This window comes from Cryobacterium sp. TMN-39-2, assembly GCF_004402745.1.
GTDB lineage: Bacteria > Actinomycetota > Actinomycetes > Actinomycetales > Microbacteriaceae > Cryobacterium > Cryobacterium zongtaii.
The window spans coordinates 72,405-98,794 of record NZ_SOFX01000008.1; the positions used below are offsets into that span (position 1 = coordinate 72,405).

27 protein-coding genes, 1 tRNA gene and 1 pseudogene are annotated in these 26,390 nt (G+C 69.7%); 15 read left to right on the forward strand and 14 right to left on the reverse strand.

All coding sequences use genetic code 11. The features are described 5' to 3' along the window. Window position 1: 1 nt before the first annotated feature. Window positions 2-694, reverse strand: a complete 693-nt coding sequence (locus E3O57_RS01950) for a response regulator transcription factor (protein WP_066597326.1) — start codon at window positions 692-694, stop codon at window positions 2-4. Between the two features lie 238 nt (window positions 695-932). On the opposite strand from E3O57_RS01950, the gene folP reads away from it, so the two are divergent. Both folP and E3O57_RS01960 read left to right on the forward strand, forming a co-directional pair. Continuing rightward, on the forward strand, window positions 933-1,841 hold the full coding sequence (gene folP, locus E3O57_RS01955) for a dihydropteroate synthase (protein ID WP_103478949.1): 909 nt from the start codon (window positions 933-935) through the stop codon (window positions 1,839-1,841). Then, complete coding sequence (locus E3O57_RS01960; RefSeq protein WP_103478950.1) at window positions 1,841-2,560, forward strand: pyrimidine reductase family protein; 720 nt, start codon at window positions 1,841-1,843, stop codon at window positions 2,558-2,560. Before folP ends, E3O57_RS01960 begins: the two co-directional genes overlap by 1 nt. 39 nt (window positions 2,561-2,599) lie before the next feature. Here the strand turns inward: E3O57_RS01960 and E3O57_RS01965 are convergent, their stop codons facing one another. From E3O57_RS01965 to E3O57_RS01975, 3 genes are all read right to left on the reverse strand, one after another. Beyond that, window positions 2,600-4,258 (reverse strand): DNA repair helicase XPB, encoded by a 1,659-nt coding sequence (locus E3O57_RS01965; RefSeq protein ID WP_103478951.1) that lies wholly within the window; start codon window positions 4,256-4,258, stop codon window positions 2,600-2,602. Between the two features lie 76 nt (window positions 4,259-4,334). Then, window positions 4,335-6,182: a helicase-associated domain-containing protein gene (locus tag E3O57_RS01970; protein WP_103478952.1), complete on the reverse strand. Its 1,848-nt coding sequence runs from the start codon at window positions 6,180-6,182 to the stop codon at window positions 4,335-4,337. A gap of 5 nt (window positions 6,183-6,187) precedes the next feature. Then, entirely contained in the window at window positions 6,188-6,463 is a 276-nt protein-coding gene (locus E3O57_RS01975) for a hypothetical protein (protein WP_088457028.1), read from the reverse strand. Window positions 6,464-6,557: 94 nt separating this feature from the next. Here E3O57_RS01975 and E3O57_RS01980 point away from each other — a divergent pair, with 94 nt between their 5' ends. Both E3O57_RS01980 and E3O57_RS01985 read left to right on the forward strand, forming a co-directional pair. Next, window positions 6,558-6,938 (forward strand): cold-shock protein, encoded by a 381-nt coding sequence (locus tag E3O57_RS01980; RefSeq protein ID WP_088457027.1) that lies wholly within the window; start codon window positions 6,558-6,560, stop codon window positions 6,936-6,938. Further along, on the forward strand, window positions 6,931-7,758 hold the full coding sequence (locus tag E3O57_RS01985; protein WP_103478953.1) for a DUF3027 domain-containing protein: 828 nt from the start codon (window positions 6,931-6,933) through the stop codon (window positions 7,756-7,758). The genes E3O57_RS01980 and E3O57_RS01985 overlap by 8 nt, the downstream gene beginning before the upstream one ends. Here E3O57_RS01985 and E3O57_RS19010 read toward each other — a convergent pair. Both E3O57_RS19010 and serC read right to left on the reverse strand, forming a co-directional pair. Next, window positions 7,684-7,854, reverse strand: a pseudogene (locus E3O57_RS19010) (DUF2530 domain-containing protein); the annotation flags it as partial. The gene E3O57_RS01985 and the pseudogene E3O57_RS19010 overlap by 75 nt on opposite strands. 6 nt (window positions 7,855-7,860) lie before the next feature. Next, on the reverse strand, window positions 7,861-8,976 hold the full coding sequence (gene serC, locus E3O57_RS01990; RefSeq protein WP_088457025.1) for a phosphoserine transaminase: 1,116 nt from the start codon (window positions 8,974-8,976) through the stop codon (window positions 7,861-7,863). 74 nt (window positions 8,977-9,050) lie between these two features. Here serC and E3O57_RS01995 point away from each other — a divergent pair, with 74 nt between their 5' ends. The 6 genes from E3O57_RS01995 to E3O57_RS19190 all read left to right on the forward strand — a co-directional run bounded on the left by E3O57_RS01995 (window position 9,051) and on the right by E3O57_RS19190 (window position 14,283). Next, window positions 9,051-9,758 (forward strand): metal-dependent transcriptional regulator, encoded by a 708-nt coding sequence (locus E3O57_RS01995; RefSeq protein ID WP_088457024.1) that lies wholly within the window; start codon window positions 9,051-9,053, stop codon window positions 9,756-9,758. A gap of 421 nt (window positions 9,759-10,179) precedes the next feature. Next, entirely contained in the window at window positions 10,180-10,857 is a 678-nt protein-coding gene (locus tag E3O57_RS02000) for a C40 family peptidase (RefSeq protein WP_133159736.1), read from the forward strand. Window positions 10,858-11,223: 366 nt separating this feature from the next. Then, complete coding sequence (locus tag E3O57_RS02005) at window positions 11,224-11,724, forward strand: HNH endonuclease (RefSeq protein ID WP_088457022.1); 501 nt, start codon at window positions 11,224-11,226, stop codon at window positions 11,722-11,724. Window positions 11,725-11,870: 146 nt separating this feature from the next. Further along, the gene (locus E3O57_RS02010; protein WP_103478954.1) at window positions 11,871-13,052 is read left to right on the forward strand and encodes a CHAP domain-containing protein; all 1,182 of its coding nucleotides are present in this window, start codon (window positions 11,871-11,873) and stop codon (window positions 13,050-13,052) included. Between the two features lie 90 nt (window positions 13,053-13,142). After that, window positions 13,143-13,214 (forward strand) — tRNA-Arg (locus E3O57_RS02015). A gap of 73 nt (window positions 13,215-13,287) precedes the next feature. Continuing rightward, window positions 13,288-14,283 (forward strand): Gfo/Idh/MocA family protein, encoded by a 996-nt coding sequence (locus E3O57_RS19190; protein WP_103478955.1) that lies wholly within the window; start codon window positions 13,288-13,290, stop codon window positions 14,281-14,283. A 122-nt stretch (window positions 14,284-14,405) separates the two neighbouring features. On the opposite strand, the gene E3O57_RS02025 is transcribed toward E3O57_RS19190, so the two are convergent. Beyond that, the gene (locus E3O57_RS02025; protein ID WP_133159737.1) at window positions 14,406-14,675 is read right to left on the reverse strand and encodes a hypothetical protein; all 270 of its coding nucleotides are present in this window, start codon (window positions 14,673-14,675) and stop codon (window positions 14,406-14,408) included. A gap of 427 nt (window positions 14,676-15,102) precedes the next feature. Here E3O57_RS02025 and E3O57_RS02030 point away from each other — a divergent pair, with 427 nt between their 5' ends. Then, window positions 15,103-15,375, forward strand: coding sequence for a DUF2277 domain-containing protein (locus tag E3O57_RS02030; RefSeq protein ID WP_103459246.1), 273 nt, complete (start codon window positions 15,103-15,105; stop codon window positions 15,373-15,375). A gap of 23 nt (window positions 15,376-15,398) precedes the next feature. On the opposite strand, the gene E3O57_RS02035 is transcribed toward E3O57_RS02030, so the two are convergent. From E3O57_RS02035 to E3O57_RS02045, 3 genes are all read right to left on the reverse strand, one after another. Continuing rightward, a complete protein-coding gene (locus E3O57_RS02035; RefSeq protein ID WP_241990263.1) occupies window positions 15,399-16,340 on the reverse strand; it encodes a S1C family serine protease in 942 nt (313 codons plus the stop codon). Window positions 16,341-16,500: 160 nt separating this feature from the next. Continuing rightward, window positions 16,501-17,388 (reverse strand): hypothetical protein, encoded by an 888-nt coding sequence (locus E3O57_RS02040; RefSeq protein WP_103478956.1) that lies wholly within the window; start codon window positions 17,386-17,388, stop codon window positions 16,501-16,503. Between the two features lie 66 nt (window positions 17,389-17,454). Then, on the reverse strand, window positions 17,455-18,057 hold the full coding sequence (locus E3O57_RS02045) for a hypothetical protein (RefSeq protein ID WP_088457015.1): 603 nt from the start codon (window positions 18,055-18,057) through the stop codon (window positions 17,455-17,457). A gap of 178 nt (window positions 18,058-18,235) precedes the next feature. Here E3O57_RS02045 and E3O57_RS02050 point away from each other — a divergent pair, with 178 nt between their 5' ends. Further along, entirely contained in the window at window positions 18,236-18,439 is a 204-nt protein-coding gene (locus tag E3O57_RS02050) for a hypothetical protein (protein ID WP_088457014.1), read from the forward strand. Window positions 18,440-18,471: 32 nt separating this feature from the next. On the opposite strand, the gene E3O57_RS02055 is transcribed toward E3O57_RS02050, so the two are convergent. Together E3O57_RS02055 and E3O57_RS02060 are read right to left on the reverse strand one after the other, a co-directional pair. Then, window positions 18,472-18,681, reverse strand: coding sequence for a hypothetical protein (locus tag E3O57_RS02055; RefSeq protein ID WP_103459250.1), 210 nt, complete (start codon window positions 18,679-18,681; stop codon window positions 18,472-18,474). A 138-nt stretch (window positions 18,682-18,819) separates the two neighbouring features. Then, on the reverse strand, window positions 18,820-19,122 hold the full coding sequence (locus tag E3O57_RS02060) for a hypothetical protein (protein ID WP_103478957.1): 303 nt from the start codon (window positions 19,120-19,122) through the stop codon (window positions 18,820-18,822). Between the two features lie 122 nt (window positions 19,123-19,244). Here E3O57_RS02060 and E3O57_RS02065 point away from each other — a divergent pair, with 122 nt between their 5' ends. Further along, the gene (locus tag E3O57_RS02065; protein ID WP_103459252.1) at window positions 19,245-19,832 is read left to right on the forward strand and encodes a hypothetical protein; all 588 of its coding nucleotides are present in this window, start codon (window positions 19,245-19,247) and stop codon (window positions 19,830-19,832) included. Here the strand turns inward: E3O57_RS02065 and E3O57_RS02070 are convergent. Next, window positions 19,829-21,262 (reverse strand): PLP-dependent aminotransferase family protein, encoded by a 1,434-nt coding sequence (locus E3O57_RS02070; RefSeq protein ID WP_241990264.1) that lies wholly within the window; start codon window positions 21,260-21,262, stop codon window positions 19,829-19,831. The two genes, E3O57_RS02065 and E3O57_RS02070, sit on opposite strands and share 4 nt — an antisense overlap. Here E3O57_RS02070 and E3O57_RS02075 point away from each other — a divergent pair. Further along, a complete protein-coding gene (locus E3O57_RS02075) occupies window positions 21,261-22,187 on the forward strand; it encodes a DMT family transporter (protein WP_198416781.1) in 927 nt (308 codons plus the stop codon). The genes E3O57_RS02070 and E3O57_RS02075 overlap by 2 nt on opposite strands. 38 nt (window positions 22,188-22,225) lie before the next feature. Here the strand turns inward: E3O57_RS02075 and E3O57_RS02080 are convergent, their stop codons facing one another. Continuing rightward, on the reverse strand, window positions 22,226-23,428 hold the full coding sequence (locus tag E3O57_RS02080; protein WP_103459255.1) for a TerC family protein: 1,203 nt from the start codon (window positions 23,426-23,428) through the stop codon (window positions 22,226-22,228). 214 nt (window positions 23,429-23,642) lie between these two features. Here E3O57_RS02080 and E3O57_RS02085 point away from each other — a divergent pair. Then, on the forward strand, window positions 23,643-26,390 hold a 2,748-nt coding region (locus E3O57_RS02085), incomplete at its 3' end, for an amino acid adenylation domain-containing protein (protein WP_370289740.1).

The window sequence follows — 26,390 nt, forward strand, 5'->3', positions numbered from 1 at the left end:
TCTATGCCTTGGCGGCCTTGAGCATGTAGCCGAAGCCGCGCTTGGTCTGGATCAGCGGCTCGCTGGAGTGCATGTCCACCTTGCGGCGCAGGTAGGAGATGTAGGACTCCACGATGCCCGCATCGCCGTTGAAGTCGTATTCCCAGACGTGGTCGAGGATCTGCGCCTTGGAGAGCACCCGGTTCGGGTTGAGCATCAGGTAGCGCAGCAGCTTGAACTCGGTGGGGCTGAGCTCGATGGGCTGGTCGCCGACGAGGACTTCGTGGGTGTCCTGGTCCATGGTGAGCTCGCCGGCACGGATGACCGCGTCTTCGTCGGCGTGCATGGTGCGGCGCAGGATGGCCTTGATCCGTGCCACGATCTCGTCGAGGCTGAACGGCTTGGTGACGTAGTCGTCGCCGCCGACGGTGAGGCCGGTGATCTTGTCTTCGGTGTCGTCCTTGGCCGTGAGGAAGAGGATCGGCGCGGTGTAACCGGCCGAACGGAGGCGTTTGGTGACGCCGAAGCCGTTCATGTCGGGCAGCATCACGTCGAGGATGATCAGATCGGGCTCTTCCTCAAGCACGGCGGAAATCGCCTGGGCACCGTTTCCCACGGCGCGCACGGCGAACCCGGCGAAGCGGAGGCTGGTGGTGAGGAGATCCCGGATATTGGGTTCGTCGTCAACGATAAGGATGCGGGGGCCGTCAGTCATGCCCCTAGTATCTGCGCGTTAGCTGGCGCTTTCCTGTGAGTGGGCGGTATGTGCGCGGATGATCCGGTGACAACGCTTTCGGCATGTCGAGGTTGTCTTCCGCGGCGCGTCAGGGTGGACCAGCGCCGACTGGCGGATGAGAGCATAGCCTGGGAAGACCTGCTCGATCCGTCACCGGGCGCCGCCTGAACGCACACCCGTCGCCGTCGCACCGCGGCCCAGCACCACAAGGAGTCAGATGGTCAGCTCGACCGACCCGACCGGGGTCATCCGGCCCCGGCTGGACGTGCCCCGGCGCCGCATCAACGGGCGTGACTTCGACTTCGCGCGTGAGGTGGCGGTAATGGCGGTGATCAACCGCACGCCGGACTCCTTCTATGATCAGGGCGCCACCTTCGCGCTCGATCAGGCCGTGGCGGCGGCACATCGGGCCATCGACGACGGCGCCGACTGGGTCGACATCGGCGGGGCCAAGTTCGCCCCGGGTCCGGCCGTTCCGGTCGCGGAGGAGATCGACCGGGTGGTACCCGTCGTCGCCGCCCTGCGGGGCACCGGCGTCGTGATCTCCGTCGACACCTTCGACCCCGACGTGGCCAGGGCCAGCATCAACGCCGGCGCGCACGTGATCAACGACACCACCGGTGTGCACGACCCGCGGATGGCCGAGGTCGTCGCGGACAGCGACGCCACTCTGGTGATCACGCACAGCCTGGCCCGGCCCCGCACGCCGTACCCGGCGCCGCAGTACACCGACGTCGCCGCCGAGGTGTCCGGCTTCCTGCAGGCCAGGGTGCAGCGCGCCCTCGACCACGGGATGCCGGCCGACCGGCTGGTGATCGATCCCGGGCACGACCTGAACAAGAACACCCGGCACTCCCTCGAGCTGACCCGCCGGTTGGCGGAGATCACCACGCTCGGCCTGCCCACGCTGGTGGCGGTCTCGAACAAGGACTTCATCGGAGAGACCCTCAACCGGGGCCGCGACCAGCGGGTGGAGGGCACCCTCGCCGCCGTCGTCTACTGCATCATGCAGGGCGCCCGCATCGTGCGGGTGCACAACGTGTCGGCCGCGGTGGACGCCGTGCGGATGACCGAAGCTATTCTCGGCTGGCGCGAACCGGCGTACCTGCGCCACAACCTCACCTGATGAGCGCCATCGATCCCGGCGACGTGCTGGCCCGTTACACGGTGCACGACAGGTCCGCCCCGCACCTGCGGGTGAACTTCATCAGCAGCCTGGACGGCGCCGCCACCCACGACGGCCTGAGCGGCGGGCTCGGCGACGACGCCGACAAGTTGGTTTTCGACACCGTGCGGATGCTCTCCGACGTGATCCTCGTCGGTGCGGGCACCGTGCGCGCCGAGGGCTACGGCGGCATCCGGTTCACCGACGAGGCGGTGGCCTGGCGAGTTGCCCACGCGCTGCCGGAGCACCCGCCGGTGGCGTTGGTGTCCGGCCGTCTCGACCTGGACCCGGCGCACCCGGTGTTCACCGCCGCCGCCACCCGGCCGATCGTGATCACCCACGCCCAGGCCCCCGCCCAACGCCGGGCGGCGCTCGCCGCGGTGGCCGACGTGTGGGTCTGCGGGGAGGCATCCGTCGACCATGCGTTGATGGTGCGCACCCTCACCGCGCGGGGCTACCCGCAGGTGCTCTGCGAGGGCGGCCCGAGCCTGTTCGGCTCACTCCTGGCCGCGGATGCCGTGGACGAGCTCTGCCTCACCCTGGCCCCGCTGCTGGAGTCCGGCCGGGCAGCGCGCATCGCCGGCGCGCCGGACGCATCGCCGCGCCGGATGCGCCTGGCCCACGCCCTCCCGGCCGGCGACACCCTGCTGCTGCGCTACCTTCGCGCCCGCGAACTGTGAGCTGAGCCCCTAAAACTCGCGCGTTCTGGGGCTTTTCTCTCAGTTCGCGGCCACGGTGGGACGGGTGAGGGAGTGCGCGTCGAGGATCGTGTACGAGTAGCCCTGCTCGGCCAGGAAGCGTTGGCGGTTCTGGGCGAAGTCCTGATCGACGGTGTCGCGGGCGACGAGAGTGTAGAAGCTGGCGGTGAGGCCGGACTCCTTCGGGCGCAGCAGCCGGCCGAGGCGTTGGGCCTCCTCCTGCCGGGACCCGTAGGATCCGGATACCTGGATGGCGACGGAGGCCTCGGGCAGGTCGATCGAGAAGTTGGCCACCTTCGACACCACGAGCAGGTTCTCCTCTCCCACCCTGAACGCCTGGTACAGCCGTTCGCGTTCATCCACCGGCGTGGCCCCGGTGAGCTTGGGCGCCTGCAGGGCCTCGGCGAGCTCGTCGATCTGGTCGAGGTACTGGCCGATCACAAGGATGCGTTCGCCGGGGTGCATTGCCACCAGCTCCTTGACGATGTCCAGCTTCGCCGGCGCGGTGGCGGCCATCCGGTAGCGCTCGTCGTCGGGCGCAGCGGCGTAACGGAGCCGCTCGCTGTGGGGCAGGTCGATACGTACCTCGAAGCAGGCGGCGGGGGAGATGAAGCCCTGGGCCTCGATCTCCTTCCACGGGGCGTCGAACCGCTTGGGCCCGATCAGGCTGAAGACGTCGCCCTCGCGGCCGTCCTCGCGTACCAGGGTGGCGGTCAGGCCGAGCCGGCGCCGGGCCTGCAACTCGGCGGTGAGCTTGAACACCGGGGCGGGCAGCAGGTGTACCTCGTCGTAGATCACCAGGCCCCAGTCCATGGCGTCGAGCAGCTCGAGGTGCGCGTACTCGCCCTTCCGCTTGGCGGTGAGGATTTGGTAGGTCGCGATGGTGACGGGCTTGACCTCCTTGACCTGGCCGGAGTACTCGCCGATCTCCTCCGCCGTGAGGGTGGTGCGCTTCTGCAACTCGTCGCGCCACTGCCGGGCAGAGACCGTGTTGGTGACCAGGATCAGGGTGTTGGTCTTGGCGGTGGCCATCGCGCCGGCGCCCACGAGGGTCTTGCCCGCGCCGCAGGGCAGCACCACGACGCCGGAGCCGGCCTCGAAGAAGTTCGCCACGGCCTTGTGCTGGTAGTCACGCAGCGCCCAACCGTCTTCCAGCAGCGCGATGTCGTGCGGGGTGCCCGGGGTATAGCCGGCGAGGTCCTCGGCGGGCCAGCCGAGCTTCACCAGCTCCTGCTTGAGCTGCCCGCGCGCCCACGGCGCCACCAGGAACGAGTCCGGGGTGGGCTGGCCGATCAGCAGCGGGGCGATGCGCCGCGCACCGGCCACCTCGGTGAGCACCGGCGCGTCAAGACTGCGCAGCACCAGCTGGCCCTCGCGGTCCCGGTCGATGACCAGGCGGCCGTAGCGGCCCACGGTCTCTTCAAGGTCGACCGTGACGGTCTGCGGAATCGCGAACTTGGAGTATTTCTCGAGCGTGGCCAGCATGTTGGCCGCGTCATGCCCGGCGGCGCGGGCGTTCCAGAGGCCGAGCCGGGTGATGCGGTAGGTGTGGATGTGTTCCGGCGCGCGTTCCAGTTCGGCGAACACGGCCAGGTCGTGCCGGGCATCCTCGGCCAGAGGGTGCGCGACTTCGAGCAGAACCGTGCGGTCACTTTGGACGATCAGCGGGCCATCGGACATAAGCAACAATGCTACGCCCGTGGGCTGTGACCGTGCCTACCCGCGTACGGGGGTGCGCCCGACCGGCCCCGCCGGGTCAGGGAGCGGGGACGATGCTGACGACGCTGGAGAGTGGCAGTGTGCGCTCGATATCGGCCCGACGGTCCCGGGCGCGGAACCGGCCGCCGCCGACGCTGGCCGGTTCGAGGAGGTAGTCCACCACGTCGCCGCCGGGCATCTGCACGCTCACCAGCACCGTCTGCCGGTGCTTGATGGCGGAATCCAATTGCCGGGCCAGCCAGGCGTGCGCGGCCTTCGCCTCGCCGCCGTCGGTGGCGCGCAACTCCTCGACGAGCGCGACCGTGGGGTCCGGTATCTCCACCCGGCTCGAACGGAGGACGGGGTGCCGGCGCGGATGCACCACCTCACCTGCCGCGTTCTCGGCGGCGACGGGGTAGCGGGCATCGGTGAGCGCCCAGAACACGGTGTCGGCGGGATGGGGGCTGGTGAGGCGGCTGGGGGAGACCGTTGTCAGCGCGAGCGCCGTGAACGTCTGGTCGACGGCGATGGCGCCGAGCACCGCGGTGTCCTCGGACGCGATGTAGCTGGGCCCGGCCGGGTCCTCCGGGTCGATGCGGCCCACCCGCACCGTCCCATACCGGCTGGCGGCGTCACGGATGAGGTAGTCCACCGGCTGCGGGACACCGGTGAGCGAGATCGTGGCCAGGAAGTGCAGGATGGAGTCTGCGTCGTCGCCGGTCGCGAGGGCGCGGTTGACCGACGCACCGCTCAACCGGTAGCTGGACGCCAGCTCGCGGCTCTCGACATCCGCGAAGGTGCGCAACCGGGTGTCGATCGAGGCTGACAACGGGCCGGGCGCCACGATCGAGAGATCGTGCTGAAGGTAGACGGTACCCACCTCGGCGGGCAGCGACGCGGCGATGGTGGCGATGGCGGCGTCGATGTCGCCGCGGAGCACTGAGGCGCCGGCCGGGCTGGTGGACTGGCGAGCGGTGATGCCGATCAGCTCGCCCTCGTGGGCGAAGTCGGCGATGCGGTCATCCATCCAGGTGCCGCCGGCCGGGTACAGCCAGGCCACAAAACGGTGCAGGGCATCGCCCCAGGCCACGCCGGGCCGCTCGGCGACGATCTGGCGGACGTCGGCGGGCAGGGCAGCCAGCCAGGATGCGGCCAGCACGCCCCAGCGGGCCGGTGCGTTCTCGAGCAGCCAGGCCACTCCCTCGGCGGACTCCGACCAGTAACCGGAGCCCAGGGTGACCAGTTCGGCGCGGGCGGCGATGCCCACAAGCGGGGCAACGGCGTCCAGGTCGACCCGCATGGCGACGGAAAGACGTTTGGTGTCAGGCAGGCCGAGGCCGCCCCGACTGAGTTCGCGGGCCGGCTCCTGGCTGAGTTCGGTGAGGAGTTCGGCGATCGAGGAGACGGCGGTGAAGGCACGCTCGGCGGCCAGTCGCTCGGTGAAACGGCTGTCGGTGGCCGAGAGCGGGGCCAGTGGGGTGGGGGCGGGCACCCCGGCCAGCTCGGCGGCGCTGGGCAGACCCTCCTCCGGCCAGGACCGAAGCCGTTCGGCGACGGCTGCATACGGCCGCACGGTGTCGTCGGTGCGCACCAGGAGCATCAGCTCGTCGAGGCGGTCGACGCGAGCGGAGATGTCGTCGGCGTTCAGGGTGTCGTGCCCGAGGTCGGCCAGTCGTTCGACAAGTTCGCCCATCGGGGCGGCGCCCAGTTCGCCGGCCACGGCCAGAACGGCGAGGGTGCTGCGGTCCAGGTGCGCGAGCGTCGACTGGATCGCTGCGGGCTCGAGGATCGCTTCGGCGAGGTCGAAGAAGTCGTGGATGCCGTGCGGGGGAATCGATCGGAGCACGATAGTGCGGCGCAGTGCTGCGTCGTTCAGTGCGCGGAGGCGTGAGGCGAGCGTCAGCATGTCGGTTACTCCAGTTTCTGTCGAGCCTCGCGAGCACGGCGGACTCCGCTGACGACCATCAGGGCGATGATCAACAGGAAGCCGAGGGGAAGACCGAAGAGGGGCAGAGTGAGCACGGCGGGCCAGACGCCCTTGCTGAATCCGTCGTTGTCGCCGGCCCCGGCCGCGGTGCCGAGAATCACGGCGAGGAAGGCCAGGATGGACAGCCCGACCACACCCGCAACCATGTAGGCCAGGATCTTCTCGAGCCGGCCGGGGTCGTGGGGAGTTTGAGTGGTCACAGACCTAAGGATACGGGGCATAGTCAGCTACAACGGAATATGCTGAGTGAAGCGGCGCGTATTCTGCGCGCCTCAAAATCACAGCGAGGTTCAGATGCCCACCGGCAAAGTCAAGTTCTACGACGAGGAGAAGGGCTTTGGCTTCATCACGTCCGATGAAGGCCACGAGGTCTTCCTGCACGCTTCCGCAGTGCCCGCCGGAGTGACGGTGAAGGCCGGGATGAAGCTCGAGTTCGGCATCGCCGACGGCAAGCGCGGCGCTCAGGCGCTGTCCGTGCGCGTGATCGAGGCTCCGCCGAGCCTGGCCAAGCTCAGCCGCAAGCCGGCTGACGACATGGCCATCATCGTCGAGGACCTGGTGAAGTTGCTCGACGGTATCGGCTCGAGCCTCCGCCGCGGTCGGTACCCCGACTCCGCGCACAGCAAGAAGATCGCGGCCGTGCTGCGCAAGGTCGCCGAGGAACTGGATGCTTAATCCTTTCGACCCCACCCCGCCCCAGGCCCCGCCGGTCGTTCCGACCGACACCCCGGCGGCTGAGGCTCCCGTCAACGAACCCACGGCCGACGAGACCACTGTCGTCGACGACGGCCGGGCGGGTGCGACAGGGGACGGTCCCGCCGAGGACGCCGACGAGGTTGCCGACGACGAGGTCTTCGAGGCCGATGAGGTGCTCGTGGCCGCCGTCGACCAGGCCAGGTCTGCTCTCGAACTGATCACCCCGGCCGACACGATCGGTGAACCGCTCGGTTACATCGTCGAGGGTGAGCACGTGCTGTCGCTGCTCTTCGACTGCCTGATGACCGGTTACCCGGGCTGGCGCTGGACGGTCAGCCTGTCCCGCGTCGACGGCGACTCCGAGCCGCAGGTGCTGGAAACCGAACTCATGCCCGGCGACGATGCCCTGCTCGCTCCGGAATGGGTGCCGTGGAGCGACCGGCTCGCTGACTCCAAGGTCGCCGAGGAGCTGGCTGCCGCCGGGCTCGCCGAGTCCGAGGACGACGACGACAGCGACGACGACGACGATCATGATGATGATGACGACGACAGTGACGACGACGACGACGACGACAGTGACGACGACGACGAGAGCGCAGAGTCCGACGACGCCGTCGACAACGGCGTCGACGTTCTCGACGGGATCGACGTGGACGAGGCGCTAGCGGCGTCTGAACAGCACGAAGCCGAGTCCGCAGAGGCCGAGGCCCAGACCGATGACGGCGCACCACAGCCACCAGCCCAGGCCGGCGTCGTTCAGTTCAGCTCGGAAGACGACGGCCAGCACCAGCAGCACTAGCCAGCCGACCGAACCCGCTGCCACCGCTTTCCGCGCATTCGCGCGGGCGGGCAGCGGGTCGGGCCGCCGTTCGCTGTCTCTGAGCCAGAAACGCATGGGCGACTAACCCAGGTTGGCCACTACGTATTCGATCGACGAGACGAGCTTGCGCACGTCCGCCGGGTCGATGGCCGTGAAGGTGGCGACACGCAACTGGTTGCGACCGAGCTTGCGGTACGGCTCGGTGTCGACGATGCCGTTGGCACGCAGGATTTTGGCAATGGCCGCGGCATCGATCGCGTCGTCGAAGTCGATCGTGGCGACGACCTGTGAGCGGTGGCTCGGGTCGGTCACGAACGGCGTCGCGTAGTCCACGGTCGCGGCCCAGTCGTAGAGCACCGAGGAGGACTCCGCGGTGCGCGCCGACGCCCAGGCCAAGCCGCCGTTGCCGTTGATCCAGTCGAGCTGGTTCTCCATCAGCAGCAGCGTCGACACGGCGGGCGTGTTGAGCGTCTGCTTGAGACGGGAGTTGTCGATGGCGTTCTTGAGGCTGAGGAATTCGGGGATGTACCGCCCGCTGGCGGCGATGCGTTCGACGCGCTCAATGGCCGCGGGGGAAAACAGCGCCAGCCAGATGCCGCCGTCAGAGGCGAGGTTCTTCTGCGGAGCGAAGTAGTAGACATCGGCCTGGTCGGCTTCGAAGTCGATGCCGGCGGCGGCGCTGGTGGCGTCGATGACGGTCAGGGCACCAGCGTCTCCGTGCACCCGGGTGACCGGGGCCATCACGCCGGTAGACGTTTCGTTCTGCGGCCAGGCGTACACGTCGATGCCCTCGGTGGGTACGGCGGTGGCGCGCGAGCCGGGGGCGGCCTTGATGACGTCGGGAGCCGTGAGGAACGGCGCGGCGGCGGCGGCGGCGAACTTGCCACCGAACTCACCGAAAACGAGGTTCTGGGCGCGGGTCTCGATGAGCGAGAACGCGGCGGCGTCCCAGAACGCGGTCGAGCCGCCGTTGCCCATGACGAGCTCGTAGCCCTCCGGGGCGCGGAACAGGTCGGTGAGGCCGGTGCGGACGCGCCCGACCAGGTTCTTCACCGGTGCCTGGCGGTGGGAGGTACCCAGGATGCTCGCGCCGGCGCCGGACAGGTAGTCCAGCTGCTCCTGACGGATCTTGGACGGGCCGCAGCCAAAACGTCCATCGGCGGGCAGCAATTCTGTGGGGATCTGTAGGTCCGGCATAACAGGATTCTAGTTGCCCGCCTCGCACGGGTAGTGTTGTGGCGTTGCACATATGGCCGAGCGGGAGGCTGCGGATGACTGACCTTATCGACACGACCGAAATGTATCTCCGCACCATCCTCGACCTCGAGGAGGAGAACATCGTTCCCCTCCGAGCCCGCATCTCCGAGCGGTTGGGTCACTCCGGACCGACGGTGTCCCAGACCGTCGCCCGGATGGAGCGCGATGGTCTCGTCGTCGTCTCCGGCGACCGGCACCTCGAGCTCACTCTCACCGGCCGTACCAAGGCCGTGCATGTGATGCGCAAGCACCGCCTCGCGGAACGCCTGCTCAGCGACGTCATCGGTCTCGAGTGGGAGTTCGTCCACGACGAAGCCTGCCGCTGGGAGCACGTGATGAGCGAACAGGTCGAGCGCAAGATCCTCGAAATCCTCGGTCACCCCACCGAATCCCCGTACGGAAACCCGATTCCCGGCCTCGACGAACTGGGCGACTCCCCGGCCGTGGCGTTCATGGCGGGCGTCACCAACCTGCTCGACGTCGTCGCGGCGTCGGAGGCCCCCGTGACCGCCGTCATCCGTCGGCTGGGGGAGCCCGTGCAGTTCGACCCGGTTCTCCTCGCTCAGCTCAAGCAGTCCGGTGTTCTGCCCGGCAACACCGGTGTGTTCTCCGCCGTGGGCTCCTACGTTCTGGTGCAGGTGGAGGGCTTCGGCGCTGGCCTGGAGCTACCAAACGAGGTCGCCGGTCACATCTTCGTGACCACCCCCGTCACGGGCTCCTAGCCGGACCGGATTTCCGGCGACATTCACCGTCCTGTTACCAATTCGTTAGAAATCGTCCATTTTGGGTGACAAACCGGATTCGGTCACGTAGCCTCGACCTGCCCACAGATCAGAGACCGATCGTCGGGCCCGCGCAAGACGTCTCTACCCTTCCCGTCGCTTGCTGCGGAAATTCACGCGTTCACTCGCACCTGGACGGGGCAACTTCCTAGTGTTGTCGAGGCGCCGGAGGTCCGAATTGACTCTGTTAAAAAGAAGACTGTCCAGCCGCGGTCGACGTGCCACTGCTGTGGCCATCCGCCCCGCTCCCGCCGATCCGATGCGCGCGACACAATCCGAGGTGGGGCCGCGCATCGTCATGAGGCCGGGGGCGCCCGTCAGGCGATCCAGACTCCGCAGCACAGTGGGTCCGGTCGTGATGATGACCCTGGCAACCGGCCTCGTCGCCACCATGGCGCTGCCGGCCTACGCGTTCGCCCCGGCGGACCCCGCGGGTAACTTTGCGGCCACGGATGCCACCGAGCTGACCCAGGCGGGCGCCCAGGGGGTGGCCGTCGATGACGGTGCCGCTTCGGTCTCGGTCGCCCAGGACGCCTTCGCGGCCACGCCGCAGGCTGAGATCGACGCCGCCGAAGCCGCCGAAGCCGCCGAGGCCGCCGAGGCCGCGCGAGCGGCCGCGGCGACCTCAATGACCACCTATGCGGAGTCGTTCACCGGCCCGTCGGCGGCCGACTACCTGGCCAGCTCGGCCTACCCGAGTTTCAGCCTCTCGTCGGTCTACAGCGTTGCGTTGCAATATCAGGGCGTTCCCTACGTTTACGGGGGTGCCACCCCGGCCGGGTTCGACTGCTCCGGCTTCGTGATGTACGTATATGCGCAGTTCGGCATCTCCCTGCCGCACTCTTCCACCGGACAGGGCGCGGCCGGCACCCGGATCGACCTGGCGGATGCCCAGCCGGGCGACCTGGTGATCATGGACGGCCACGACGGGTTCTACGCCGGCAACGGCAACATCCTGCACGCGCCGTACGAAGGGGCGGCGGTGCGGGTGCAGCCGATCTGGACCGCTGACTATTACATCGTGCGATTGGGCATCTGAGCCGTTTGATCTGGCCGCTCCTGAGACCGCCCGGGTAAACACTGGGTTACGCATAGCACAAATGGTGCGACACGTTTTCGTAGCGCACCATTTGTGGGTTAACCTGATGCCCTGATGTTCTGCGGGATTTTGGGAGAGCCAATGCGCAAGCTACGCACGATCCACACCATGGATGTGCGCGGACACTTCGCGCTGCGGCACAGCAGTCAAATCTGTCTGGGTGTCGTGTGCCCCGAGCACACCGAAGCCCATGGGGCGTTGTCATGATGACGACGCCCCTTTTGTTTGCCCGCATCTCCTCCCCGTCGACGCCAGACAGCAGTTCGAATGGCTGGAAGCCGTCCAGCCTTTTTCGAAAGGGAGCGCATGCGCACACTGGTCCTCAACGCGGGATATGAACCTCTCGCGGTCGTGTCGTTCAAGCGGGCACTCGTGCTCGTCATGAACCAGAAGGCAACAATCATTCAGGCGGACCAGGGACACCCGGTCTGGGCGGCGACGGAGTCGTGGGAGCGGCCCAGCGTCATCCTGCTCACCCGTTACGTGCGCCTGCCGCGGTCGCGGGCCGTGCCGGTCAGCAGGCGCGGAGTGCTGCGGCGCGACGACCACCGCTGCGGCTACTGCGGCAAAAACGCCAGCACCATTGACCACGTGCAGCCGCGGTCACGCGGCGGTCGCGACACCTGGGACAACCTCGTGGCCTGCTGCCTGCGCTGCAACAACCTCAAGAGCGACCGCACACCCGCCGAAATGGGCTGGGACCTGCGCTTCGACCCCCGGATGCCGCAGGGCACCACCTGGGTGGTCAGTGGCGTGGAACGACCGTTGCCGCAGTGGGACGAGTTCCTCGCACCGGCCGCCGCGTAGTCTCATCGCTCGGCTCGACTTTGTGGATGTGCACCCCTTTATAGTGCAATTGTCACGAAAACGTAACGCTCAACGTGACAGCCGACCACGCATCGCCTACAGTTGAAAAGTCCCCCTTCCGGTAGTGGCTGTTTAGAGGATTATCTGTGACTCATTCCGGCCCCGCCGGCTCGCCTGAGGGCGTCGGCGCGTTACCCACGCGCCGCGAGGCCCGGGCCCAGCGCGCAGCCGCTGAGGCATCCGGCACCTCAGCCATCGTCGTTTCTTCCGAGGCCGTTGTCGTGCCCGCCGAGGCCGTCATCGTTTCCGCCGAGTCGGTTGTGGTTTCCGCTGAGTCCGTCGACGTCACCGCCGAGTCCGCTGTCGTTTCCGCCGAGACGATCGCCGTCACCGCGGTTCCCGTACCGCCGGTTTCGATCCGGTCGGTGTCAGCGGACCTCGCTGTCATCGTCGGCAGCGCGAGCACCTCGGCCGACGAGTCGTCAGCGCAGGACGACACCGTTCCGCCGCGTGCGGTCCGCCCGGCCCGGTTCCGGCCGTTCTCCGCACCGTCCACGGCACCCGCCGGCGCCCGCACCGGTCCCGCCCGGCGGCCCGTCAAGCGCCGCAAGCAGTTCGCCAAGATGGTTACCCTGCTGGCGATCCCGGCCATTTTCCTCACTGCCGCGCTGCCCGCTTACGCGTTCACCCCGCAGGGCGGCTCGACCGCTCTCAGTGCCAAGGCCTCCGGGGACACCCAGGCCGTCACCGTGGGCGCCGCCGCTGCCGCCGTGACTATTTCGGCCGACAGCTTCACCGCCACGAGCCAGGCCGAACTCGACGAGATCGAGGCGAACATCGCGGCGGACCTCGAGCAGCAGCAGGTTGCCGAAGAGACCCGCAGCTCCGCGGCCGAATACGCCGTGGTCGGCATCCGGGCCGAGGGTGACGACTACCCCTGGCGGGACGCCGCCACCGAATCCCAGGGCGGCGGGTTCTCCCCGCTCGGCTACTACTACCGCGAGTGCGTGGACTTCGTGGCCTGGCGGCTCAACCGCGACGCCGGCGCCACCGGCCCGTTCAAGTGGACCTGGTCGACGATGACTCCCGGCGGCGGCAACGCATCCGCCTGGGCCAATGCCTGGGCGAACAAGGGTTGGGCCAGCAGCAAGGCGCCCGTCGTGGGTGCCGTGGCCTGGTTCACCTACAACCACGTCGCCTATGTGCAGTCGGTGCCGGGGGACGGCACCGTTGTGCTCGAGGAATACAACTGGAACGGCTCGCACGCTTATCACACGCGTACAGTGCCGGTCAGCGAGGTCCCGGTCTACCTCTACCCGCCGACCTAGTTCCTGTCGCGGCGTGCCCGCCTCCGAACGAGGGCAGCCCGGCGTACCTGCGCTCAACCGGCGCGGATAACGGCTAAACTTTCCCGGTCAGCCTCTGTAGCTCAATGGAAGAGCAGTTCCGTCCTAAGGAAAGGGTTGGGGGTTCGAGTCCCTCCAGGGGCACCCCGCACCGACGCAACAGATTCAGCTCCCTCACCGGGAAAAGTTCGTCGCCGAAGGTTGGTACCTTCGAGGAATGAAGACTACGCGGTGGGCAATCCTAGGACCTGGCGATATCGGCGGCTGGTTCGCCCGGGCTCTGCCCGGCTCGGCGCACGGCACTCTGCACGCAGTCGGTAGCACCAACCCCGAGCGGGCGGCCGCGTTCGCGGCGACGTACGGGGCGCCCGTCACCGGAACCTACGAGGAACTCCTCTCCCGGGACGACATCGACGCCGTGTACATCTCCACGGTGAACACGACCCACGCGGACCTCGCCGTGGCCGCGCTGCGGGCCGGCAAGGCTGTGCTGTGCGAGAAGCCGGTGGCGCCGACCGTGGCGGAGGTCGAACGGGTCCTGGACCAGGCCGCGGCCTCCGGACTGCCGTTCGTCGAGGCGTACAAGCACCGGTTCGGACCGTTCGCGCGGGCCCTGGACGCCGCCGTCGCCAACCGGGAGGTCGGCACTTCGTTGCAGCTGGTCGCCTCGTTCGGCTTCGCGGCGGGGCAGCGATCGGGACGCCTGTTCGATCCGGAGCTGGCCGGCGGGGCGATCCTCGACGTGGGCGGCTACCCCGTATCGCTCGCGGTGGCACTCGCCGCTGCTGCCGGCGTTGACCCGGCAGACCTGACGGTCACCGTCGCCACGGGCGAGGTCGGCGACACCGGCGTGGACGAACACGCCAGCGCGACCATTGCCGCGGCGGGATTCTCCGCGGAGGCGGAGTGCTCCATCGTCGCCGAGCTGCCGCGGTCGGCGAGGCTCAGCGGGAGCGCCGGGGTCATCGAGCTGGCCGATGTGTTCGGCAGCCGCAGCGACTCGGCCGCGTCGTTCCTCGTGCGGGCGGATGGCCGTGACCGACTGGTGGAGGTGCCGACGGTGGACCCGTTCGCGACAGAGGCCGATGCCGTGTCGCTGGCCCTGCTGGACGGGCGGACCGAGGCGCCCGAGGTGCCGTGGGCGCACAGCCGCAGCGTCGCGCGCCTGCTCGCGCAGTGGCGGGCTGGACTGGACGCGGCACCGCGCGGCTGAGCGCATCCGAAGCCGGTACCGACGCGTGAGGCGGGTCAGGCGCCGGTATGCGGGTGGCGCGCCACCCGCATACCGGCGCGGCACCCGCATAACGCGGTCGGGGTGCGACGTGGGGGCACCGGTCACCGGAACTGGGTCAGCTTCAGGACCAGATGCTCGTCTCGAACCCGGTCCAATTCCCGGCGGGCTGCGATCGACTCGGGAGCGAGAGCGGGACGTTCCCGGCGACGAGCCCTGACGGGCCGGCGACCCCAGCGGATCAGCGCGACACCGAGGTGCATGGCAGCGCGATCGATCAGGCCTACGCGGCGCACCGGGTGCGCCTCGGGCGAACGAACGGGTTGGGGTGGGTGATCGTGGCGGCCCGGATCGGGCGCCAGTTGGGTATTCATGATGATGCGTTCCTTAACGAGGACGGTTCGCGAATCCGGGCGCTCTGGAAGAGCGTTCGGGGTCGCCGAATGAAGGGTGGCCGCGCACGGCGGCACGAGGGCGACGCGCGAAGTGCGCGCCGCTCACGGGGTGAGTGACCCGGGCAGACGGATGCAGAGGGTGCGGGATGCACCGAGTGCGGATGCTGCCTGGTCGGGCTTCGAGAGCGTCACCACCGTCTGGACCGGTGGGTTACCTACTGGCCGATCAGGCGGTGAAGACGCCGACGAAGCCGGCGGTGGTACGGAATGCGAATGCAATCTTCTGAGTAATCACGCGAGGCTCCTTTCGTCGTATGGCGTAGGCATCACCGTAGTGGGCAATCCGCTCTTCGCGCAACACTTTCTCGCACTTCCGTGGCCGGGCCCGGCTGGGTACCCTCGAAGTATGTGTCGGAACATTCATCAGCTTCACAATTTTGAACCTGCCGCCACCGACGACGAGGTGTATGCGGCGTCGCTGCAGTTCGTGCGCAAGATCAGCGGGTCGACCAAGCCGTCGAAGGCCAACGAGGAGGCCTTCAACCGGGCGGTCGCGGAAATCGCCCACATCTCGCGGCATCTGCTCGAAGACCTGGTCACGACCGCTCCGCCCAAGAACCGCGAGGTGGAGGCGGACAAGGCCAGGGCTCGCTCGGCGAAGCGGTTCGCCGCGGCCTGATCGACCGGCTGTGTTGGGCCGGGTCAGGACTCCGGGAGTTCCCGCGGCACGGTGATCGCGTCGACCAGGGCGCCGTTTCGCCAGACCGTGATCTCGATGGGTGTGTCGATCGCGGCCTCGACCATCAGCTGCTGCACTGCCGTGGCCGTGACCACCGGCTGCCCGGCGAGTTCGACCACGATGTCGCCGCGGTGCAACCCGGCCTCCTCTGCCGGGCTGCCCGGGGACACTGCCGCCACCCGTAGGCCAGTCGGCGAGCCGATCCGGGCCGCCAGGGTCGGTGGCAGCGGCACCTGGGCGCCGGCGATGCCCAGCCAGGCCCGCCGCATCCGCCCGGTGGTCATCAGCGCCGTGATGATCGCCCGGGTGCTCACATTGATCGGCACCGCCAGCCCCACGCCGATGCCCGCCACCGCGGTGTTGACCCCGACCATGCGCCCGGTGCTGTCGGCCAGCACCCCGCCGCTGTTGCCCGGGTTGAGGGCTGCGTCGGTCTGGATCACCTCGTCGATCACCCGCCCGGACCGGGTGGGGAGCGACCGGCCGAGCGCCGAGACGATGCCGGCGGTGACGCTGCCGGCCAGACCCAGCGGATTGCCCAGGGCCACCACCACCTGGCCGACGCGCAACCGCGCGGCGTCGCCGAACCGCACCGGCGGCGGGGTGGCATCGCGTGCGTGCAGCACGGCCAGATCGGAGAGGGTGTCGCGGCCGACGACGTCGACCCGGCTCCCGGTGCCGTCGGCGAACCCGACGTCAGCGGTGCCGGCGCCCGCGACGACATGGGCGCTGGTGAGGAGGAATCCGTCGTCGGTGATGACACTCGCGCTGCCCGCTCCCGCTCCCTGGGAACTGCGCACCGAGACACTGGCCACGCTGGGCAGCACCCGCGTGGCCACGGCCGTGACGGTTCTCGAGTAGGCGTCGAGCAGCCCGTCGTCATCCATCGCCGGGATATCGTTCATGGCACCAGAGCGTACGTCCGTCGGATTGGACTGTGGGCGCCGTTCGCTGCCAGCAGACTGTGGCGTTCGGGACGGCCGGACGACGGCGTGCCGCGAGGGTCGGCGTGCCGGCGGCGAGTGCCGAAGACACCGATGGGTTCGCCGGGTGCCGCCGGCCGGATCAGTCGCCCTCCTCGAGGGAGTCGGCGACCTCGCGTGCGTCGCGGGCGCGGGTTCTGGAGTCCTCCCCAGCGGTGTGCGCCTCGGCGCGGGCGTCGGCCAGGGCGCTCCCGTCGGCGACGACGGAGGCGAGCGCCGCGGAGGCCGTATCCAGCTGTTCCCGAAGCTCCGCAATCTCCGCTTCGAGGCTGGTCCGGCGAAGCGTGAGCCGGTGGGCGCGACGGTCCAGGGCGTCGACTTCCGCCTCGGCGACGTCCGCGTCGCGCTCCAGACGTTCCGCTTCCCGCCTGGCCTCCTTCCGGCGGCGGACGTCGGCGAGTTGAACGGGATCCGGCAGTGCCGCGCCGCGGGAGCGGCCCCGAGGCTCCGGCCACGACTCCGGATCAGACACGGCCACGGCACCGTCCAGGTCGACGGGCTCATAACCGACCGCCCGCAACGGCTTGACCAGAAGTCCGCTGGCGATCGCCGCGGCGGCCGAAGGATCGGACGTTGCGGCCTGCAGGGTCTGCTCGACCTCGCCGACGACGCTTGCAGTAGGCCGGTGACCGAGGCCGGCGGCGAGGTCGGCGCCCGCAGCGGCGAGGGCGGCGATGGCGACTCGGCGCTCGCCGCCGAGCCGCCTGAGCGCGTCACGCTCGAGATGCTCCTGCGCTGTGCGCATCTGTTCGCCGAGGTCGAGGAGCGCAGTAAGTTCGTCGACGTTCTCCCGGGCGAGGAGGTTGACCACCCAGGCCGCAGGAGAGGGTTTCTTCATAACCGCGACCTGCTTGGCGAGAGCGGCATCCGATGATTTCAGCTCCTGTGCCCTGGCATTGCGCGCGGCCGTGAAGTCCTGGGGCCGAAGGCCGTACAGTTCCCGAGCGACATCCGTGAGAATTGCGACCATGGGACCATCCTCGCCCGCACCGGCGGCAGCCGCCAGCACCACGCGGTACCGGGCACGGATGGTGCCTCAGCGGATGCGCACCCCCGAGGCCTTGAGCTCCAGCGCGGCGAGTGAGCGCATCACCTCGGGGTCGCCCCGACGCCACGCGGACACGGGGTCGGCGTCGACCGCCGCAAACACCGACAGCTTCTGATTCGTCAGGGCCCGCAGCGCGAGCAGGTCCACGGTGATGCCTGCCCGAACCAGCCGCCGTGTCGTGGCCGCCCGGCGCGTGAACCGCAGGCGGGGTACGAGCCAGAACAGCAGGATCGTCGCGACAGGCACGACGGCGATTCCCCACCCCAGGCCGACGGCGAGATTCAGCACGGCCTCCTGCTGGCTGCGGCCGGCCGCCTCCAGGCTCTGGCCCGCGCCGCTGGCGGCCTCGAACGGTGCCCGGATGCCGCCGCCGATGAGCGGCATACCGCCGAACCTGTCGCCGATGTCAGTCATCGTGGTCGAGAAGTCGGAGCCGGCGGACTCCATCTGCTCGCCGAACCGGGCGAGGTCGATCACCAGCGAGTAGACGAAAGCGCCGAGCCCGATCCAAGCGGCGATGGCGGCGACGGCGATCACGTCGACCGCGACCTGACGGGAGCGATGGGCGGCGTAGTCGGAGTAGATCTGCATCCCCTCACTATCGCGTAAACGCCGATGTCGTCGTGCGGGCTCCCTGCTCGCCGATGCCGTTCGCTGACGATCGGATCGGACCCGGCGGCCGCTGTGCGGCGGTATCGCTTCGCGGTCAGCGCGGTTACCCTGTGTGCCATCGGGTAGTCAGGGAGTTCTCACGGGAGCGGAGGATCTGATGGCATCGGACGGTCGTGGCAACGTGACGGTGGGAGACGGGGGGTGGGGGTTCTTCTTCCTTCTGGCTTACGTCGGAGCGGCCATCTACTTCGTCTCCACGTCGGACGGATCGTTCTGGGGCTTCATCCTGGGCCTGCTCCAGGCAATCGTCTGGCCGGTCTATCTGACCTATGAGGTGTTACTTCTGCTGGTCGGGCCCTGATCGGGGAGCCCGACGGTCCTTTCTGCGGTGGTCTACGCCGCGCGGTCGATCCCGGCCGGCTGGGCCGCCCACAGTGCAATCCGGTCGAGAGAGTGGGCAGGCACCCGGTCGACGGCCACGGGCGGGCCGGCGGGCAGGTCGGCGGGACCGTGGGTGCCGGCCGACACCATGACCAGAGTCGCCGTCATGACGATGGGGCGCAGGGACCGGTGGGCGGGACGGGTGTGCAGGATCGTGGTCATGGGGTTCCTCTCGACGGGCGGCTGCCGATCGGGTGAACGGGATCGGTACCTCCATCGTCGCGAATTACGGGTACGCAGACATCCCCTGGACGGATGAACCCGGGTACTACCGGCGATGTAGTCGGCGTACCGTGCTGGTTAGCCGCGGGACTGTAGGAAGACCATGACGAGGGTGCCCGCGCCGTAGAGCAGCAGCTTGCCCTTGTAGCCGGCCCACCACTGACGCGGTGCCGGCTCGGTGCCCTCGAGGTCCTCGGGGAGATCGGCATCCGAGTCGCCGTCAACAGTCGTGTTGCCGTCCGACCGGTCTCTGGGGGTGGGCCGGATGGGCGTGCCGACGCCCGGTCCGCCGGCGAGGCGCTCGAAAGGCCGGGCCAGAAACTCGGGTATCTGGATACGGTCGAACTCGTCGCGCGGTTCGTCGCTCTTGTTCTTGCTCATCCGAAAATGCCCCCTTCGCTCTCAGTCTAGGGACTCCGCGCGGCCATCACATCGCCCGGGGTGCCCGGCGTCGGACCTGGCAGAAGACACCCAGTATTGTCGTGCCGAGCACAGGAGTCCCGATGACCGAACACGAAACCTTCACACGCACCCGGGTCTGGGCGGCCGAGCCCGTGCAGACCGACGACGCGATCCTCGAGAACACCGGGCATGCGTGGGAGGAGTGGGTCGATCTCATCGACGACGGCCCCGGCCGCCAGGCCGGGCACACCGCCATCGCCGCCTGGGTGCACGCCGCGCACGGTGTGGACGGCTGGTGGGCGCAGGGCGTGACCGTGGGTTACGAACGCATCACCGGCCTGAGGCTGCCCGGCCAGATGCCCGACGGCAGCTTCAGCGTGAGCCGCACGCGGGTGCTGGCCCTGGACCGCGACGTGCTGCGCGAACTGCTGCTCGACGAGGGTGGCCGCGCCGATCTGTTTCCCGGTCTCGACCTGGTGCTGCGCTCGAAGCCGGCGTCGAAGGCACTGCGATTCACCCTCGCGCGTGCGGACGAGCCGCTGGGGTCGATCCTGTTCTCCACCGACCTGCTGCCCGACGGGCGGCTGCGGCTGGGCGTGACTCACGACAAGGTGGCGTCGTTCGACGAGGCCGAGCGGTGGAAACTGTTCTGGGCCGAGTGGCTCGCCGCCGTCGAGCGGCTGGCCTAGGGCAGCAGTCCGGCGATGGTCGCCACGGCGGCCTCGAAGAGCTCTGGGCGGGCGCGGGAGTAGTTCAGCCTGAAGAAGGAACCGGTCGGTTCGGCCGGGAACCAGTCGCCGCCGGGGGAGAATAGCACCCCCTCGGCGCGACTGCGCCGGGCCAGGTCGGCCACGTCCACCCCGTCGGCAGCGCGCACCCACAGGTTCAGCCCGCCCCTGGGCACCAGCTCAAGGGCGTCAGCGCCCAACTGTGCGCGCACCTGCCGGGCCAGCTCGTCGCGGCGGCCGCGCAACGACCCACGCAACCGGGTGAGGTGGCTGCGCCAGCCCGGGTCGGTGAGCACATCGACCGCCGCCGCCTGCAGGATCCCGCTGACGTACAGGTCGTCCACGGTGCGGTCCACCTGGATCCGGGCCAGGGCGGGGCCGCGGGCCACGACCGCCGCCACCCGGATGGCGGGGGAGAGACTCTTGGTGAGCGAGCGCACGTAGACGATGTGGCCGTCGGCGTCGTCGGCGGCGAGGGTGGCCACATCCGCTTCGATGCCGAAATCATGCGCCCAGTCGTCCTCGATCAGGTACGCCCCGCGGGCGCGGAGGACCGCGGTGATGGCACTGCGATCGGCGCTGCTCCACAACGCCCCGGTGGGATTGGCGAAGTGCGGCTGCGCGTAGAACAGGCGGGCCCCGCTGGCGCCCAGGGCGTCGTCGAGGTCGGCAGCCGCGGGGGCGCCGGCGCCGCGGGAGATGGGCACGATGCGCAACCCGGCCTGCCGGGCGGCGGCCATGGCGCCCCAGTAGGTAGGGGACTCCATCACGATCGCGTCGCCCGGAACGGCCAGCGCCCGGAAGATCGACGACAGCGCGCTCTGGCCGCCCGGGGTGATGACGACGTCGTCGGCGGCCGGCGGGGCGGCGGCGGAGGCGCCGACCGGTGCCAGCTCCGCCGCAAACCAGCCGCGGAGCTCCGGCAACCCCGAAATCGGGGCCCGGTCGACGGCGGTGCCGGTACGAGCCGCGCGGACCAGGGCGGTGCGCACCAGCCGGGTGGGCAGCAGCTCCTCGGCCGGGTACCCGGAGTGCAGGGCGATCATGCCCGGTCCGGCGCTCGTCATGGCGGTGCCGATCGCGTCGGCACCGGTGCGGGCCGCGCCGAGCGCCGTGGTCTGCCAGCCGAAGTCGGCCCGGTGCACGGCATGCGGCCGCGCCACGAAGCTACCCGCGCCCGGTCGGGTCTCCACCAGGCCCTCGAGCACCAGCCGCTGCAGCGCGCGCTGCACAGTGAGCGGGCTGGCGGCATGGTCGAGCACCAGGGTGCGGGTGGAGGGCAGCCGGTCGCCGGCCGGCCGGCTGGCGACCAGGGCACGCAGACGGCGTTCGATGGCGAGGTGCGCCGATTCGTTGTCCGCGGAACCCGCTCGGGTGCTATCCTCTTTCATGAAAATACAGAATAGCGCTATCGACGCGGCGCCGCCAGCGCTATCGCCACCGGAAGCGTCGCCCGCCGCCGGCCTGGTCTTCGGGCTGCTGGGCGTGCTGGCCTTCTCGTTCACCCTGCCGCTCACCCGGGTGGCCGTGGCCCAGCTCGACCCGCTGTTCGTCGGTGCCGGCCGCGCCGTCGGAGCCGGCATTCTCGCCATCGCTGTGCTCGCCGTGCTCCGGCAGCGTCTTCCCAGGGGCAGCCAATGGGGGCGGCTGGCCGTGGTGGGGGCCGGCGTCATCGCGGGCTTCCCCATTCTCACCTCCTTCGCCCTGCAGAGCGTGCCGGCCGCGCACGGCGCCGTTGTGATCGGCCTGCTCCCCGCCGCCACCGCGGTGGTCGCTGTCGTGCGGGCCAGGGAACGGCCCACTCCGCGCTTTTGGCTGGCCAGCGGACTCGGCGTGGTGGCCGTGGTCGGATTCGTGGCGCTCACCGCGGGCGGGCTCAGCAGCCTGCAGCCGGCCGACCTGTTGTTGGTGGCGGCCGTGGTGCTCGCGGCGATCGGCTACGGAGAGGGCGCGCTGCTGGCCCGCGAGCTGGGCTCCTGGCAGACCATCTGCTGGGCGCTGATCGTGGCGCTGCCGGTGATGGTGCCGCTGATGCTGGCCGGACTCGCTTCCGGCCGGCCCGCGGCCGATGCGTCGGCCTGGCTGGCCTTCGCCTACCTTGCCGGGGTGAGCATGTTCCTGGGCTTCTTCGCCTGGTACCGGGGCCTGGCCATCGGGCCGATCGCCCGGGTGAGCCAGATCCAGCTTCTGCAACCGGTGCTCACCATCGCGTGGGCGGCGCTGCTCCTCGGCGAAGACCTGGACCCTCTCGTGCTGATCGGCGCGCTCGCGGTCGTCCTCTGCGCGGCCGGCGCCGTGCGTGCCCGCATCCGCTGACCGGCCGTCGTGCGGGGCACGGTCGGGCCGGCGTGGGGTCACCCCTCGCGGGCGGCCCGGCGCACAGAGGCGTCGTGTTCGAGGTGAGCCCGGCGGAGCAGATCGGCGAGCTCCGCGTCGTCCTGGACCGCCTGCCGGTACTTCGGGCCGAGTTTATGGATGGACTCTTCCTCTTCCCGCAGCGCCGTGTACACCCGGATGCGTTCGGTGTGGTCCTCGGTGTAGCCGAGGTCCAGGTAGTCGGTTGCGTACCGCCGGGCGTTGGCGGTGGCCGCTTGTGCCCGGCCCGCCGGGCTGAACAGCGACGCCAGCACGGTGACCAGGAGCACACCGATGATGACCGTCAGAGAGACACCCGTGCTGATCTCGAACACCGGCACCGGCTCGCCGCCGTTGATGAACGGAAGGTTGTTCTCGTGCAGGGCGTGCAGGATCAGCTTCACGCCGATGAAGGCGAGGATCGCCGCCAGCCCGAAGGAGAGGTAGATCAGCCGGTCCAGCAGGCCGTCGAGCAGGAAGTACAGCTGACGCAGGCCGAGGAGCGAGAACGCCGTCGCCGTGAACACGATGTAGACATCCTGGGTGAGGCCGAAGATGGCGGGGATCGAATCGAGCGCGAAGAGGAGGTCGGTGCCGCCGATCGCGACCATCACCAGGAGCATCGGGGTCAGTGCGCGCCTGCCGTCGTGGATGGTGAAGAGTTTGTCGCCGTCGTACTCGGGGCTGGTGTGGAAGATCTTGCGCGCGACCCGCACGATGAAGTTGTCCGCGGACTTGGACTCCGAGCTCTCCGGTTTGAGCATGTTGCCCGCCGTCATCAACAGGATCAGGCCGAAGAAATAGAACACCCAGGCGAAGGTGTTGATCAGGGCGGCGCCGAGGAAGATGAAGCCGGTGCGCGCGATGAGCGAGAACGTGATGCCGAACAAAAGCACCTTCTGCTGGTCCTCCCGGGGCACGCGGAAGCTTGTCATGATGATGAGGAAGACGAACAGGTTGTCGACCGAGAGCGCCTTTTCGGTGATGTACCCCGCGAAGTACTCAGAACCCGGGGTGCTGCCGCCGATGATCAGGACGCCAATGCCGAACAGTATGGCGATCCCGACGTAGATCGACGACCAGATTGCCGCTTCCTTCAGCGTGGGGGCATGGGCCTTCCGCACGTGAAAGACGTAGTCGAAGGCGAGGAGCCCGACGATTCCGAGGACAGTCAGAGTCCAGACGAGAGGTGAGGTATCCATTCGGTCGGCTTTCGGTCGAAGACGTGAGGCGCATCCGGTATCAAAAGGCTACGCGGGAAGGCCGCCGGGGGAACAGGGGCGGCGGAGAAAAACCCGCCGGAGACGGGAACGCGCCCGAAGAATGTACTCATGTGACGCGTGTTCACCCGCCGGTCACCCGGTCGTTCTAGGCTGTCGCCATCGCGGATTCTCGCGAGCCCGGACAGGAGTATGCGTGACCTCGTTCCACCCCGATCCCAGCACCCGGTCCGCCGGCTCGACCGTCGCACCGGTAATCGTGCGTCCGCTGCCGGCCGCGCCGACGCCCGGCCACGAGCAGGGCGTGCTGGATGCCGGTCATCTGGTGCACCCCGAGCGCACCCTGATCGACATCCTGCTGGCCACCGCGGAGGAACACCCCACCGCCCTGGCCCTCGAGGACGCCGCCGGGGCCCTGAGCTACCGGCGGCTGGTGCGGCTGGTCAACGACCAGGCCGTGCGGCTGAGCCGGGCCGGGGTGCGCCGCGGTGACACGGTCGGCATCCGCATCCCGTCCGGCACCCGGGACCTCTACCTGTCGATTCTCGCCACCCTCACCGTCGGCGCCGCCTACGTGCCCGTCGACGCCGACGACCCTGAGGAACGGGCCCGGCTGGTCTTCGGCGAGGCCCGGGTCGTGGGTGTCATCGGCGACGGTGGTCTGTTCACGGTGCGCGACGGCCTGGACGCCGGGGTGCTCACCGAGCGGCCCCTGGCCGCCGAGGAGGACCCGTCGCTGGCGCACTGGGGCGAGCCGATGCCCGGCCCGCACGACGACGCCTGGATCATCTTCACCTCCGGCTCCACCGGGGTGCCCAAGGGTGTCGCCGTGACGCACCGCTCGGCGGCGGCGTTCGTCGACGCCGAGGCCGGCCTGTTCCTGGCCGGCGAACCCATCGGCCCCGGCGACCGGGTGCTGGCCGGCCTGTCGGTGGCGTTCGACGCCTCCTGCGAGGAGATGTGGCTGGCCTGGCGGAACGGCGCCTGCCTGGTGCCGGCCCCGCGCTCGCTCGTGCGGAGCGGCGCGGACCTCGGCCCCTGGCTCATCGCGCACGGCATCACCGTTGTCTCCACGGTGCCCACCCTCGCCGCACTCTGGCCCGAGGAGGCGCTGGAGAATGTGCGCCTGGTGATCTTCGGCGGCGAGGCATGCCCGCCCGAGCTGGCCGCCCGCATCAGCGCCCGCGGCCGTGAGGTGTGGAACACCTACGGCCCGACCGAGGCGACGGTCGTGGCCTGCGGCGCCCTGCTCGACGGCAGCGACCCCGTGCGCATCGGCCTGCCGCTGGACGGCTGGAGCCTGGCCGTGGTGGATCCGGCCGGCCAGCGGGTGCGGGCCGGCGAGACCGGCGAACTGATCATCGGCGGCGTCGGCCTGGCCCGGTACCTCGACGCGACCCAGGATGCGGTGAAGTACGCCCCGCACGCCGGGCTCGGCTGGGAGCGCGCGTACCGCAGCGGCGACCTCGTGCGCTTCGACCCCGCCGGGCTGGTGTTCGTGGGCCGGGCCGACGACCAGATCAAGCTCGGCGGCCGGCGCATCGAACTCGGCGAGATCGACGCCGCCCTGCAGGCGCTGTCCGGCGTGGCCGGCGCGGCCGCTGTCGTGCAGACCACCCCGGCCGGCAACCAGGTGCTGGTGGGTTACCTCGCGCTCGCCGATGAGGCGGCCGGATCCTTCGACTTGCCCGCGGCCACCGCGGCCCTCCGGGTGGCGTTGCCCGCCGCCCTCGTGCCGCTGCTCACCGTCGTGGAGTCCATCCCCACCCGCACCTCCGGCAAGGTCGACCGTGCCGCACTGCCCTGGCCGCTGCCCGGCCTGGCCGGCGCCGAGACGGCCGGCGCGGATGCGCTCAGCCCGACCGCCGCTTGGCTCGCCGGGCATTGGGCCGCGATCCTCGGTGTGCCCGTCGCCGACGCCGACAGCGACTTCTTCGCCTACGGCGGCGGCTCCCTCTCGGCCGCCCAATTCGTGTCCGCGATTCGGGAGCGCCACCCGAACACCCGTATCAGCGACATCTACGACCACCCGCGGATCGGCTCCCTCGCCGACGAACTCGACGGTCGCACTCCGACGGTGGCCCGCGCCACGCGGCAGGTGCTGCCCACCCCGGCCCGCACCGGGCTGCTGCAGGGCCTCCTCAGCGTGCCGTTGCACCTGCTCGTGGGTGCCAAGTGGCTGGTGTACCTGGCCGCGGCCAACAATCTGCTCGCCGCCGCCGGCGCATCCTTCGCCCCCACGGTGTCATGGTGGGCGGTGCTGGCCGGATTTGTGCTGCTGGTCACCCCACTGGGCAAGATGGGCATCTCCGTTGCCGCCGCCCGGCTGCTGCTCAAGGGCGTGAAACCGGGCAACTACCCGCGCGGCGGCTCGGTGCACCTGCGACTCTGGCTGGCCGAACAGGTGGCCACCTTCGTCGACGCGGCCAGCCTGGCCGGGGCGCCGTGGATCAGCTACTACGCCCGGCTGCTCGGCGCCACCATCGCCCCCGGCGTCGACCTGCACTCGGTGCCGCCGGTCACCGGGCTGCTCAGCATCGGCGAGCGCGCCGCGATCGAACCCGAGGTGGACCTGGCCGGCTACTGGCTCGACGGCGACACCCTGCGGATCGGCCGGGTGCGCATCGGCGCGGAGGCCGTGATCGGCTCCCGCAGCACCTTGCTCGGCGGCGCCAAGATCGGCGACGGCGCCGAGATCGAACCGGGCTCCGCCGTCTCCGGCCGGGTGCCACGAGGCGAGCGCTGGGCCGGCTCACCGGCCACCCGGGTCGGCTCGGCCCGCCGCGCCTGGCCCGCGGAACGGCCGGCGAACGCCCGCCGCTGGCTGCTCGCCTACGGCGCCGGCTCGGTGGGACTCACCGCCATTCCCACCGTGGCGGTGCTGCTCGGCGTGCTCATCGTGGGCGTGGTGATCGGCGACGCCGGCACCCTCGGCGCCGCGGCC